Source organism: Pseudomonas sp. NPDC089918 (genome assembly GCF_050280605.1).
GTDB lineage: Bacteria > Pseudomonadota > Gammaproteobacteria > Pseudomonadales > Pseudomonadaceae > Aquipseudomonas.
This window is the reverse complement of sequence record NZ_JBNNVP010000060.1, coordinates 1-13396: the sequence shown is the minus strand read 5'-3', so window position 1 is coordinate 13396 and position 13396 is coordinate 1. Positions and strand designations below refer to the sequence as shown.

Annotated in this window: 13 protein-coding genes; 2 read left to right on the top strand and 11 right to left on the bottom strand. The window is 57.6% G+C overall.

Translation table 11 applies throughout. The features are described from left to right. Positions 1-20 precede the first annotated feature (20 nt). The 11 genes from ACQKPC_RS27850 to ACQKPC_RS27800 form a co-directional block, all read right to left on the bottom strand. Positions 21-1982: a DUF4105 domain-containing protein gene (locus ACQKPC_RS27850; protein WP_427627803.1), complete on the bottom strand. Its 1962-nt coding sequence runs from the start codon at positions 1980-1982 to the stop codon at positions 21-23. Further along, positions 1979-2299 (bottom strand): DUF2388 domain-containing protein, encoded by a 321-nt coding sequence (locus ACQKPC_RS27845; protein ID WP_007902760.1) that lies wholly within the window; start codon positions 2297-2299, stop codon positions 1979-1981. The genes ACQKPC_RS27850 and ACQKPC_RS27845 overlap by 4 nt, the downstream gene beginning before the upstream one ends. A 28-nt stretch (positions 2300-2327) precedes the next feature. After that, the gene (locus ACQKPC_RS27840; protein ID WP_007902758.1) at positions 2328-2645 is read right to left on the bottom strand and encodes a DUF2388 domain-containing protein; all 318 of its coding nucleotides are present in this window, start codon (positions 2643-2645) and stop codon (positions 2328-2330) included. A 221-nt stretch (positions 2646-2866) separates the two neighbouring features. Continuing rightward, positions 2867-3184, bottom strand: a complete 318-nt coding sequence (locus ACQKPC_RS27835; protein ID WP_008067730.1) for a DUF2388 domain-containing protein — start codon at positions 3182-3184, stop codon at positions 2867-2869. A 136-nt stretch (positions 3185-3320) separates the two neighbouring features. Further along, positions 3321-3530, bottom strand: a complete 210-nt coding sequence (locus tag ACQKPC_RS27830; protein WP_427627801.1) for a DUF1127 domain-containing protein — start codon at positions 3528-3530, stop codon at positions 3321-3323. 260 nt (positions 3531-3790) lie between these two features. After that, positions 3791-4006: a DUF1127 domain-containing protein gene (locus ACQKPC_RS27825; RefSeq protein WP_007902752.1), complete on the bottom strand. Its 216-nt coding sequence runs from the start codon at positions 4004-4006 to the stop codon at positions 3791-3793. 319 nt (positions 4007-4325) lie between these two features. After that, on the bottom strand, positions 4326-5819 hold the full coding sequence (locus ACQKPC_RS27820) for an acetyl-CoA hydrolase/transferase family protein (RefSeq protein ID WP_007902745.1): 1494 nt from the start codon (positions 5817-5819) through the stop codon (positions 4326-4328). Positions 5820-6009: 190 nt separating this feature from the next. Then, positions 6010-7446, bottom strand: a complete 1437-nt coding sequence (locus tag ACQKPC_RS27815) for an NAD(P)(+) transhydrogenase (Re/Si-specific) subunit beta (protein WP_063341974.1) — start codon at positions 7444-7446, stop codon at positions 6010-6012. After that, positions 7446-7769, bottom strand: coding sequence for an NAD(P) transhydrogenase subunit alpha (locus ACQKPC_RS27810; protein WP_003187010.1), 324 nt, complete (start codon positions 7767-7769; stop codon positions 7446-7448). The genes ACQKPC_RS27815 and ACQKPC_RS27810 overlap by 1 nt, the downstream gene beginning before the upstream one ends. Positions 7770-7784: 15 nt before the next feature. Next, positions 7785-8906 (bottom strand): Re/Si-specific NAD(P)(+) transhydrogenase subunit alpha, encoded by a 1122-nt coding sequence (locus ACQKPC_RS27805; protein WP_123358427.1) that lies wholly within the window; start codon positions 8904-8906, stop codon positions 7785-7787. A 434-nt stretch (positions 8907-9340) separates the two neighbouring features. Next, complete coding sequence (locus ACQKPC_RS27800) at positions 9341-10240, bottom strand: LysR family transcriptional regulator (RefSeq protein WP_427627797.1); 900 nt, start codon at positions 10238-10240, stop codon at positions 9341-9343. A 158-nt stretch (positions 10241-10398) separates the two neighbouring features. On the opposite strand from ACQKPC_RS27800, the gene ACQKPC_RS27795 reads away from it, so the two are divergent. Both ACQKPC_RS27795 and ACQKPC_RS27790 read left to right on the top strand, forming a co-directional pair. Next, positions 10399-11580 carry an acyl-CoA dehydrogenase gene (locus tag ACQKPC_RS27795; RefSeq protein WP_030129615.1) on the top strand — a complete coding sequence of 394 codons (1182 nt, stop codon included), beginning with the start codon at positions 10399-10401 and terminating at the stop codon, positions 11578-11580. A gap of 13 nt (positions 11581-11593) precedes the next feature. Continuing rightward, the gene (locus ACQKPC_RS27790; RefSeq protein ID WP_401173660.1) at positions 11594-12814 is read left to right on the top strand and encodes a CaiB/BaiF CoA transferase family protein; all 1221 of its coding nucleotides are present in this window, start codon (positions 11594-11596) and stop codon (positions 12812-12814) included. Positions 12815-13396 lie beyond the last annotated feature (582 nt).

Below are 13396 nucleotides of genomic sequence, written 5' to 3'. Positions count from 1 at the left end.
AAGGCTGCGATCTTTTGCTTTCAGGGCAACTCCAACCCACCCGCGGCCTTGTGCAGCTTGCGCAAATGTTCGCCAACCTGCTTCAGGTTGGCTTCGTTGGCGGCCATTTCGGCGGCACGACTCGGCTCGAGCAACGCTCTCACTTCCTTGTCGAGATCCCCGGTCAGCGCTTGCAGCTGCTTCTGGCGCAGGTTGCTTTCCGACTCCAGACGCGTCCACTCGTTCGCTTGCGGCAAACCATAACCACCGGTGCCGAGCAGTTCGGCCGGACGGCTGAGGAAGCCGCTGTTGGCGAGAATCTCCTGCAAGGTCGCATTGGCCTTATCCATGCCGCCATTCTTCAGTTCCCGAGCACCCAGATAACGTTGCTTCACTTCGTCCTGGGCCAGCACCATCTGCTGACGGAAACTGGCCTGCTCCAGCAGCAGTAACGCCGCACTGGTGCGCAAATCAGCCTGATCAATCCATTTGCGGCGCTCTTCAGCTTTCAAGGACAGCCAGTCCTCGACCTTGTCCTGCTTGATCGGCAAATGCTTTTTCAGCACTTCGAACATCGCTTGATAACGCTCGCGGAAGGAGTCAAAGCGATAGCCCAGGCGCAGTGCTTCGCGGGGATCATCCAGCACGCTGGTGTTTGCCAATCCACGGCCCTTGAGCACTTCCAGCAAGCCGTTGGGCATGATGCTGTCGAGGCCGACCAGTTGCGCATTGTTGGTGCTGCTGCGCAGTAATTTCAGGCCTTCTACTGCGCAGTTGTTGGACAGGAAAAAATAGTTGCCGTCGTAACTCCAGTGCATCTCCGCGGCGTGTTCCACCACGTCTTCGATCTCGCTGTGTGACAGGTTCAGCGGCACCGATGCGAGGCTGCGCAGTTCGGTCTTGGTGTATTCGTCGATCACCTGGGCCAGCGGCAAGACAAACAGGCGCGACGGATATTTACCCACCAGTCCATCCCAGCTCGACAGCTGTAAGTCACCGACGAAGGCGCGGTAGGACAGCACCAGATGCTGATCCAGATCCAGTCGACAATCCGGCCCGCGAGGCCGACCCGGTGCACAGATCACCAGTCGCAGCATGCTGTGGCCCCAGCGGCTGACCCAGTTCTGGTTGGCTTCGGCCAGAAGATAGTCAACCGCGTAAACCCGCTCCGGATCGACTTGGCCCAAGGGCTGCTTGGCGAAGTCGTTACCCGCATTGAGGAAGGCGAATGATTGGGCGCATGTGTCTTTGGCGGCGGGCGCCCAACCGAAATGTTCTTTGTAGTAGCGATACAGCGCAGGACGACGGCAGGCATAGCTTGGGTCGAGAAGGAAGTACTCCATGTTGACCGCGACGAACTCCTTCGGGCTGCTCGTCTCGTAGATGTCCGGGCTGCGCGCAATCTGTCGGTTGTGCTGTTCGCGCTCGCCGCGCCGACCGACGTATTGCGGCCAGCCGGCCAAATCCAGCAGACGAGGGTCATCGCTGAGGGTCCAGCGTCTCTCCGTCTGCCCACGGCATTGATCGGGGATGCCGATCAGCCCGGAGCTGCTGTTACGTTGCGTGCAACGCTGGATCAGCGTGCGCTCGGCGGCTGGCCACAGGCGCGCACGGTCATAAATGTGGGTGAGTTCGTGCAACACCGTGGCGAGCATTTCCCGGCGCACGGTACCGTGGGGACGATACGTTTTTTGGGTCGCGGCACTGCCGTTGGTGAGGCTGGCGAGCAGGTTGCGATTAAGGTCCAGCTCGGACACCAGCGACGCCTGGCCGTAGGCATCGCTCGGCATGTCGTCGGTCCAGCCGACATCAATGCGCCGGTCCAGTTGCTCGATGAAGCGTGGCGGTAACGCCTGCATGGCTTCATCAAGCAGCGCCTGACTGGCCTGCTGTTGTGCGGGGCTCAGACCGTCGGTCTTGAGCCGTAATTGCAGGCTGGCCTGAGCTGTGTTGCCAAGCAGCAACACAACCCCGGCCAGCAGCCAGGCGCCGAGTGACTTCACAGTGCGAGAATGGCTTCGGCGAGAACCTGATCACTGGCGTCGCGGGCTTCCGGAACGCGAGTGCGCAAGGTGTCGAAGGCCGCTTCCAGGTGCGCACCACGGATTTCACCCTCGCTGGCGACGAAACTGGCTGCATCGTCGTGGGCTTCACGGACGATCTTCGAATCGCGGATGGACGTGGTGGTGTCGGAAGTGAAATCAAGCGTGCGTTCGGATGCACGAATGATGATGTTACTGGTGGCTACCAGGGTTTGCGCCTGGGCCACATTGGCCAACAACAGCAGGCCAAGGGTGGCAGCAATCAGCGGGCTACGCATGGAACGACTCCGGAGGAACAAGGGATAACTATTGGACGAGAATTGCTTGCGCCAGTTCAAGGTCGCTGGCGTGAAGTTTTGGCTGGGTCCGGCGCAGGTAAATCAACGCGGCCTCCAGTTGTGATCCTCGCAGTTGACCGTCACTGGCAATGAACGCGGCAGCGTCATCCCGGGCGGCGATCAGCAGTTTATGGTCGAAGGGTGCGGAGGTCACCATGCTGGTGGCATAACCACTGGCCACGGTGCCTTGCGTAGACAGGTTGAAAGCATCGAAGGCATGGGCCGAACCCGACCAGCAAGCCGCAAGAAAAACCGCAGTGATCGAAATACTTGAAAGAAAACGCATGAGACTCGATAGCTAAAAGCGAGTCCCAAGGCTAGCGCAATGCCCGGGCTAGAGCCAGCGCCGAAACATTGGGACACCTGTAGGAGCGGGCTTGCTCGCGAAAGCGGTCTGTCAGGCGACATCAATGTTGGATGTGCGACGCCTTCGCGAGCAAGCCCGCTCCCACACGGGTTGCGTTTAACTGATCAGCATTAGGGCGTGCCCCGCTTCAGAGCTGTCGCTTAGATCGTCAGGATGGCCTGGGCCAGCTGTGCGTCGGTCGCATTCAGTTGTGGAGCCTGTTGGCGGATATGGTCGAGAGCACTTTCCAGTTTCACACCACGAATGGCGCCTTCACTGGCGACGAAGCTAGCGGCATCGTCACGGGCTGCACGGACGATTTTGTCGTCGCGAAAGGAGGACGAGACATCCGACGTTGCGTCAGAGGACGCCTTCAGTCCACCGACAATGGAATCGGTGGTCACGATAAAGCTGGTGGCGTGGGAATTGGCAGCAACGGCAAGCAGGGCGGCAGCGCTGAGCAAACGAAGACGGGACATGGGGTAGCTCCTTTGGATAGACCGATTTAGAAGTGGCTCAGGATCAGACGCCTGTCGTAAAGCGATCGCCACGTTCTATCTGGATATTAGGCCTGTGCACCTCGGTTAGAACAGTCCCGTCTGTTAATGGAGAACGCTAGCGCCAGAACGGTTTGTCCACTTCATGGATGCGGTCTGCATGGCTGATGCCCAAGTCCGAGAGCTGTTGATCATTGAGTTGGCCCAGTAACCGTCGGGTGCGAGCCCTTTCCAGGCTGTCGGCGAACGCTCTCAGCAATCCTCGAAGCCTGGCCAAGCGGGGCTTCGCTTGCGGTGTGACGATGGAAACATTTAGTAAGTTATTCATGGACGCGGTCCTTTTGCCAACTTGTCGGGATTCAATGGTGACCCCCGTACGCCTGCGGGCACAGACACACTCCGATGAAATTGTACTGGTTCAATTTGTTAAATGTATAAACTGTACCTGTTTAGGGTTATCTCTTCTGTACGGCCCAATGTGAACGCACCAAAACGACAAAACCCGTCGTGGTTTCCCACGACGGGTTTTGTTTGTTCAATTCGGGGTGCTGGCGGTGGATCCGGAGGATCAGAGCCAGCGACGCTAACTTAGCGCCAGAACGGCTTGCTCAGCTCTTCGTAGCGTTGTGCTTCGCTAATCCCGGCGTCAGCCAGCAGACGCGAATCCAGACGAGCCAGTTGATGGCGGCTGGAGATGCGGCGCTGCCACAGCATCAGGTTGGCGATAACGCGCAGAGGCATGGAAGCCTGGGTTTTTGCAGCAGTATCTTCGAAGAACAGTTCGGAACTGAGTGTACGTTCCATGGTTGACATCCTTCCGCTTATGGCGGGATTAGGTAGTGGTTTAACTGATGCCAATGATCCTCTCGTTTGGCCAGTCTCTGTAGATACAGTTCACCTGTATTGTGAGAGACCAGTTAACTGTTAAACGGCAGTGTACTGGTCTAAATTGAGGCAACTGTACTTGTCCGCACCAATATGATGCATTTTTGATCCTTTCTTAGTAAAAGGTAGGCAAATGCCGTAGGAAAAGACCGGTACAGCAGTACAGTTTTTGACGATGCTGAGTGTTATCACCGCGAGCTAACGAAACTGTGTTTGCGTCAGCTGCAATCTGTATCAATTACACCGCCAGCATGCGCCCGGTTTCTTCCAGGTTTATGTGCCAACTCAGGGCATCACGCAGGATGTGCGGGGTATGCCCGCCGACTGCGCAAGCGGCAGTGAAGTAGTCATTCAAGGCTGGTCGATAGTCCGGGTGAACGCAGTTGTCGATGATGACACGGGCGCGCTCACGCGGGGCCAGGCCACGCAAGTCGGCCAGGCCTATCTCGGTCACGAGAATGTCGACGTCATGTTCTGTGTGGTCGACGTGGCTGACCATGGGGACCACGCTGGAAATCGCGCCACCCTTGGCAATCGACTTGGTGACAAAGATCGCCAAGTGCGCATTGCGCGCGAAATCGCCGGAGCCGCCGATGCCATTCATCATCCGCGTGCCGCAGACGTGGGTGGAGTTGACATTACCGTACAGGTCGAACTCCAGCGCGGTGTTGATGCCAATGATGCCCAGGCGTCGCACCACTTCGGGATGGTTCGAGATTTCCTGGGGGCGCAGGACCAGCTTGTCCTTATAGTGCTCCAGATTCCCGAACACATCGGCATTGCGCCGGCTCGACAGAGTGATCGAGCTGCCCGACGCAAAGCTCAGCTTGCCGGCGTCGATCAGATCGAAAGTCGAATCCTGCAGCACTTCGGAGTACATGGTCAGGTCTTCAAACGGCGAGTCGATCAAGCCGCACATCACCGAATTGGCGATAGTGCCGATACCGGCTTGCAACGGTCCGAGCTTGTTGGTCATGCGACCGGCAGCCACTTCTTGTTTGAAGAAATCGATCAGGTGGTCAGCGATGGCCTGTGTGTCGCTGTCCGGCGGCAAGACAGTGGACGGCGAGTCGGACTGGTTGGTGATCACGATTGCGACGATTTTTTCTGGCGGTATCGGGATGGCGGTACTGCCGATGCGGTCGTCGACCTTCACCAGCGGAATCGGGGTGCGGGTCGGCCGGTAGGTCGGGATATAGATGTCGTGCAGGCCTTCGAGATTCGGGTTGTGAGCCAGGTTGATCTCGACGATCACGTGCTTGGCGAAAATCGCGAAACTGGCCGAGTTGCCTACCGAGGTGGTCGGCACGATATGGCCCTGCTCGGTGATTGCCACGGCTTCGATCACCGCGATGTCCGGTAGCTTGAGTTGTTGGTTACGCAGTAGCTCTACGGTTTCCGACAGGTGCTGGTCGATGAACATGACTTCGCCGGCATTGATCGCCTTGCGCAGGGTGCTGTCCACCTGGAACGGCATGCGTCGCGACAGTACGCCGGCTTCAGTCAGTTGTTTGTCGAGGTCGTTGCCCAGGCTGGCACCGGTCATCAGGGTGATTTTCAGTGGTGTGACCTTGGCGCGCTCGGCCAGGGCATGAGGCACAGCCTTGGCTTCGCCGGCTCGGGTAAAGCCGCTCATGCCGACGGTCATGCCGTCCTGAATCAGAGCGGCAGCGTCGGCGGCGCTCATCACCTTGTCCAACAACGAAGGCAAGCGAATACGGTCACGGTACATAATTGTTTTCTCGGGGCAACGGAAGCAAGGTGTGCAGTCTAGTGAATTTGATGAGCCTGCGTCCCGCTACCAAGGTCGCATTCGAGGCGTCTATTCTGGGTCTTTCAGACAAAACACCGTTACAGGATCGGTAACAGCCACAAACAAAAACGCCCCGACGAGTCGGGGCGTTTCAGGTTGCCGAAGGGGATTACTCGACGGCTTTGACCATGTCTTCGATGACTTTCTTGGCGTCGCCGAAAACCATCATGGTCTTGTCCAGGTAGAACAGTTCGTTGTCCAGACCGGCATAGCCGCTGGCCATCGAACGCTTGTTGACGATGATGGTCTTGGCTTTGAACGCTTCGAGAATCGGCATGCCGGCAATCGGCGATTTCGGATCGTTCTTGGCCGCCGGGTTAACCACGTCGTTGGCACCCAGTACCAGCACCACGTCGGCCTGACCGAACTCGGAGTTGATGTCTTCCATCTCGAACACCTGGTCGTAAGGCACTTCGGCCTCGGCCAGCAATACGTTCATGTGCCCAGGCATCCGACCGGCAACCGGGTGAATCGCATACTTCACGGTCACGCCGCGGTGAGTCAGTTTCTCGGTCAGTTCTTTCAGCGCGTGCTGCGCGCGAGCCACCGCCAGGCCATAGCCCGGAACGATGATCACGGTGTCGGCGTTGGTCAGCAGGAAGGTAGCGTCGTCAGCCGAACCGGATTTCACCGGGCGGGCTTCTTTCGAGCCTGCCGGGCCAGCGGCATCTGCTGTGTTGCCGAAACCGCCGAGCAGCACGTTGAAGAACGAACGGTTCATCGCCTTGCACATAATGTACGAGAGGATCGCACCGCTTGAGCCCACCAGCGAGCCGGCAATAATCAGCATCGAGTTGTTCAGCGAAAAGCCGATACCCGCTGCTGCCCAGCCGGAGTAGCTGTTGAGCATCGACACCACGACGGGCATGTCTGCACCGCCAATCGGGATGATGATCAGCACGCCCATCACGAAGGCCAGGGCCAGCATCAGAGCAAACGCGCTTAGATTGCCGGTCAGCATGAAGGTGACGCCCAGTGCCAGCGTCGCCAGACCCAGCAGCAGGTTCAGCTTGTGCTGACCGCTGAACTGTACTGGTGCGCCCTGGAACAGGCGGAACTTGTACTTGCCCGACAGCTTGCCGAACGCGATCACCGAACCAGAGAAGGTGATTGCACCGATGGCAGCGCCGAGGAACAGCTCCAGGCGGTTACCGGCAGGAATCGAATCCCCCAGTTCCTTGACGATGCCCAGCGATTGCGGCTCGACCACCGCCGCGATGGCGATGAACACTGCGGCCATACCGATCATGCTGTGCATGAAGGCGACCAGTTCCGGCATCTTGGTCATTTCAACGCGCTTGGCCATGATCGAACCGGCGGTGCCGCCGACCAGCAGACCGACGATGACGTAACCGATGCCCGCAGTAGCAAGCTCTGCACCCAGCTTATAAATGAGGCCGACCGTGGTGAGGATCGCCAACGCCATGCCGAGCATGCCGTAGACATTGCCGCGCCGTGATGTGGTTGGGTGCGACAGGCCTTTGAGGGCCTGGATGAAGCAGATCGACGCGATCAGGTAGAGCGTCGTTACCAGATTCATGCTCATTACTTGGGCGCCTCTTCTTTTACGGCTTTCGGGGCTTTTTTCTTGAACATCTCAAGCATGCGACGCGTTACCAGGAAGCCACCGAACACGTTCACTGCCGCCAGAGCCACCGCCAGGGTGCCCATGGTCTTGCCCAGTGGGGTTACGGTCAAAGCTGCCGCCAGCATGGCGCCGACGATCACAATCGCCGAAATGGCGTTGGTCACCGCCATCAACGGCGTATGCAGTGCAGGTGTAACGTTCCATACCACGTGATAACCGACATAAATCGCCAGCACGAAGATGATCAGGTTGTAGATACCGGGGGAGATAAGCTCTTCCATCGTCTGAATCCCTGCTTAGGCGTTTTTGCGGATGACTTGGCCGTCGCGGCACATCAGGCACGCGGCGACGATGTCGTCTTCGAGGTTCACTTCAAACTGGCCTTCTTTGTTGAAGACCAGCTTCAGGAAGTCCAGCAGGTTGCGCGCGTACAGCGCCGAAGCGTCGGCCGCGACGGCGCCGGCCAGATTGGTCGGGCCGCAAATGGTCACGCCATTCTCGACGACCACCTGATCAGCCACGGTCAGCGGGCAGTTACCGCCCTGAGCGGCCGCGAGGTCGATGACCACGGAGCCTGGCTTCATCTGCGCCACGGTTTCCGCGCTCAATAGCGTCGGCGCCTTGCGGCCCGGGATCAGTGCAGTAGTAATGACGATGTCAGCCTGCTTGGCGCGTTCGTGCACGGCCAAGGCCTGGCGCTGCATCCAGCTGGCCGGCATGGGGCGTGCGTAACCGCCGACACCGACGGCGCATTCGCGCTCTTCATCGGTTTCGTACGGCACATCGACGAATTTCGCACCCAGAGATTCGATCTGTTCCTTCACGGCAGGACGCACGTCGGACGCTTCGATGACTGCACCCAGACGTTTCGCCGTGGCAATCGCCTGCAAACCGGCTACGCCAGCGCCAAGAATCAACACGCGCGCCGCTTTCACGGTGCCCGCAGCGGTCATCAGCATCGGCATGAAGCGTGGATAGTAGTGAGCAGCCAGCAACACGGCTTTATAGCCGGCGATGTTCGCCTGGGAGGACAACACATCCAGGCTCTGAGCGCGGGAGGTGCGCGGCGCGGCCTCCAGTGCGAAAGCGGTAATGCCGCACTCAGCCAGCTTGGCAATGGTTTCATTGCTGAACGGATTGAGCATGCCCACCACAACGGTGCCGCTTTTTATCAGCGTCAGTTCGCTGTCGCTGGGGGCGACCACCTTGAGAATCAGCTCGGCGCCAAATGCATCATTGGCGCTGCCAATGGTTGCGCCTGCCGCTTCATAAGCACTGTCGACAACGCTGGCATTGATGCCGGCGCCGCTTTGCACAGTGACTTTATGACCCTGGCCGATCAGCTTTTTGATGGTTTCCGGGGTTGCAGCAACCCGTGTTTCACCCGTCTGGGTTTCGAGAGGAACACCAATGTGCACGTCAAATCTCCTGCGTGATCTTATTGAGTAAACCCAGGCACTTCGGATGGTGCGGCTGGGGCGGCCGATCAGCACGATCCCGCTAAATCAGGGCGGGGCGCGGCATTTTGCAGGCGAACTTTGTGCCCTTCAAGGGATTATGACGGGTGACGGAAAATTAACTACAAGTCACCCCGTGACCGAATGTCGCACTGGTCGGTGCAATCCCTTGCAGGCCGTGGCTTGTGAGGATTCTGTCCAAAATTCAAGAATTTACACATCGGCACGGTGAATGAGGTGTCATTGCCTTCCAATGGAGGCTCAAGGCCACGTATTCAGGCCTTTGTAGGACGTTTGTGCTACTCCTCAGTACAGTCTGCCAATATGCGACAAATACTTATATCTGTAGTGCTTTTGTTTTCCTGACTACGGGGTCAGCTAATAAGTGTGAGCCTTTATCCTTCTAGGCTGTAGCTTTGTGCCTGATTCACCAGCCAATCGCGAAATGCCTTTAAAGAGGCTGATTCGACCTTTCGCTCGGGAATCATCAGGTAGTAGGCCTTAATGCTCGATAGTGCCTGGGCGTTGGCAATCACCAGACGCTTCTCTGCTAATTCGCGCTGAATCAGGAACGGTGGAATCAGCGCGATCCCCATATCGTGCATCGCAGCTTGAGCAAGCATGGAGAATAGCTCGTAACGCGGCCCTGTCATGTCTCGCGGGATATTCAGGTTTTGAGAGTTGAACCACTGGCGCCAGGCATAAGGGCGGGTGGTCTGTTGTAGCAGGGGCAGTTCGGCGATTTCACTGGGGGTCAGATTGGTTTTTTTTCCCAGTAACGTGGGGCTGCACACCGGCATCGGATTTTCGCCCATTAGCCTGTGGGACTCGGTACCCGGCCAGTCGGCGTCGCCGAAATAGATCGCGGCGTCGAAGTCGGTGTCGGCAAACAGGAAGGGGCGCGTGCGATTGGTGAGGTTGACCGTCACTTCCGGGTGTTTGTGCTGAAAATCCTTGAGTCGAGGCAGCAGCCATTGAGTGCCGAAGGTTGGCACCACCGCCAGTTCGATCATGTTGGCGCCTTGCTGGCCCATCACTGACAAAGTATCGCGTTCAACCGCGTCGAGTTGGGTGGCCACTCGGCGGCTGTAGGAAAGCCCGGCCTCCGTCAGCTTCACTCCGCGCCGCGAGCGTCGGAACAGTTCGACGCTGAGGAACTCCTCAAGGCTGGCGATCTGTCGGCAAATCGCTCCCTGCGTGAGGGAAAGTTCCTGGGCGGCCTTGGTAAAGCTCTCGTGGCGCGCTGCAGCTTCAAAACTGATCAGGGCGGTTGTACTGGGGATCTTCCTGCGCATGTACGTCAACCTCACTAATACATCGCATATAGGCTATTTTTGCGACGTTACGGAGTGAGAAATTAGCACAACAGTATGCAAAATCCTCGTTTGTCGTGAAGCCAAACCCGGCCTAGGATCACTCCACGTTATTTGACCCGATTCGAGAGGACTCACTCATGGGCGGTAAAGCTAGCTTCAACTGGATCGATCCCCTGCTGCTGGATCAACAGCTCACTGAAGAAGAACGCATGATTCGCGACACCGCTCAGCAGTTCGCTCAGCAGAAGCTCGCGCCGCGCGTTCTCGAAGCTTTCCGTCATGAGAAGACCGACCCGGCGATCTTCCGCGAGATGGGTGAAGTGGGTCTGTTGGGTGCGACCATTCCTGAGCAATACGGTGGCAGCGGCCTGAATTACGTCAGCTACGGTCTGATTGCTCGCGAGGTTGAGCGTGTCGACTCCGGCTATCGCTCGATGATGAGCGTGCAGTCGTCGCTGGTCATGGTGCCGATCAACGAATTCGGTACCGAAGCACAGAAGCAGAAGTACCTGCCGAAGCTGGCCTCGGGTGAATGGATCGGTTGCTTCGGTCTGACCGAGCCTGACCACGGTTCCGACCCGGGCGCGATGATTACTCGTGCACGCAAAGTGGAAGGCGGCTACAGCCTCACCGGCAGCAAAATGTGGATCACCAACAGCCCGATCGCCGATGTGTTCGTGGTTTGGGGCAAGGACGACGCGGGCGACATTCGTGGTTTTGTTCTGGAGAAGGGCTGGAAAGGTCTGAGCGCTCCAGCGATTCACGGCAAGGTTGGCCTGCGTGCATCCATCACCGGCGAGATCGTCATGGACAACGTGTTTGTCCCTGAAGAGAACATCTTCCCGGATGTCCGTGGTTTGAAAGGTCCTTTTACCTGCCTTAACTCGGCGCGTTACGGCATTTCCTGGGGCGCACTGGGCGCTGCCGAGTTCTGCTGGCACACCGCTCGCCAGTACACCCTGGATCGTAAACAGTTTGGTCGTCCATTGGCGGCCACACAGTTGATCCAGAAGAAGCTGGCTGACATGCAGACCGAAATCACTCTGGCGCTGCAAGGCTGCCTGCGTCTGGGTCGTATGAAGGATGAAGGCACTGCTGCCGTCGAGATTACGTCGATGATGAAGCGCAACTCCTGTGGCAAGTCCCTGGACATCGCTCGCATGGCGCGCGACATGCTGGGCGGCAACGGTATCTCCGATGAGTTCGGTGTCGCTCGGCACCTGGTCAATCTGGAAGTGGTGAATACCTATGAAGGTACGCATGACGTCCACGCACTGATCCTCGGTCGTGCGCAGACCGGCATTCAGGCGTTCTATTAATAGGAGAACGGTCATGGGCGCGCTTTCGCATCTAAGGGTACTGGATTTATCGCGGGTGCTTGCCGGGCCTTGGGCCGGGCAGATCCTGGCGGACCTTGGCGCCGAAGTCATCAAGGTCGAGCGCCCGGGCAATGGCGATGACACGCGCGCCTGGGGGCCTCCGTTCCTTAAAGATGCCTATGGCGAGAACACCAGCGAGGCGGCCTATTACTTGGCCGCCAATCGCAATAAGCAATCAGTGACCATCGACTTCACGCGGCCAGAGGGGCAGCAGCTCGTGCGTGAGCTGGCGGCGAAGTCGGACATCCTCATTGAAAATTTCAAGGTCGGTGGCCTGGCGGCTTATGGGCTGGACTATGAGTCGCTCAAGGCGATTAATCCGAAGCTGATCTATTGCTCGATCACTGGATTCGGTCAGACAGGTCCGTATGCCAAGCGTGCGGGTTACGACTTCATGATCCAGGGCTTGGGCGGTCTGATGAGTTTGACCGGTCGCCCCGAAGGAGATGAAGGCGCGGGCCCGGTGAAAGTCGGTGTGGCGCTGACAGATATTTTGACCGGGCTCTATTCAACGGTAGCGATCCTGGCGGCCTTGGCTCATCGGGATCAGGGCGGTGGCGGTCAGCATATAGACATGGCATTGCTGGATGTTCAGGTGGCTTGTCTGGCCAATCAGGCGATGAATTACCTGACTACAGGCGTTGCGCCTAAACGCCTGGGCAACGCTCACCCGAATATCGTGCCTTATCAGGACTTTCCTACAGCCGATGGCGACTTCATCCTCACTGTGGGTAATGATGGGCAGTTCCGCAAGTTTGCGCAGGTGGCTGGTCAGCCGCAGTGGGCGGATGATCCGCGTTTTGCGACCAACAAATTGCGGGTGGCTAACCGAGCAGTATTGATTCCGCTGATTCGCCAGGCGACCGTGTTCAAGACTACTGCTGAGTGGGTGGTGCAGCTGGAGCAGGCAGGCGTGCCATGCGGACCGATCAATGATCTGGCTCAGATGTTTGCCGATCCTCAGGTTCAGGCGCGGGGGTTGGCCATTGAGCTGCCCCATGCTTTGGCCGGGATGGTGCCGCAGGTTGCGAGCCCGATACGTCTGTCCGAGACTCCGGTGGAGTACCGTAGTGCGCCTCCTTTGTTGGGTGAACACACGCTGGAGGTTCTGCAGCGGGTGTTGGGTCTGGATGCCGGAGTCGTTGCTGGGTTCAAGGCGTCTGGAGTGCTCTGAGCATTCCTTCTATATAGCAGGGCTGGTTTTGCTCTCCTATATAGAGGGGAATGCGCAGTTTTCCGGCGTTCCGCAAGTTATTGATAGAAAAGCGTAATTAGAGGTTGACGGCAGATTCTGGACGTCTATAATTCGCCCCACTTCCGGCGCAGTCGAAACGGAAAACTCCTTGGCAAACAAAGAGTTACGCAGTTTTCGGCAGCGGTTACGCTTCAGTTCATCGAGGCCAGAAGGAGTTGGTAAGGCAGTGTGTTTTCGCCTTATTGACGGTTCGATCATCTCGGTCGAAAGCGGAGAAAAAGAGGTGTTGACAGCAGCGAGTAACGCTGTAGAATTCGCCTCCCGCTAACGAGAGATCGGAAGCGCAAGTGGTTGAAGTTGTTAAAGATTTCCAAGCGAAACTTTGAAAACTTCTGAAAATAACCGCTTGACAGCAACAGAGGCTGCTGTAGAATGCGCGCCTCGGTTGAGACGAAAGATCTTAACCACCGCTCTTTAACAACTGAATCAAGCAATTCGTGTGGGTGCTTGTGGAGTCAGACTGATAGTCAACAAGATTATCAGCATCACAAGTTACTCCGC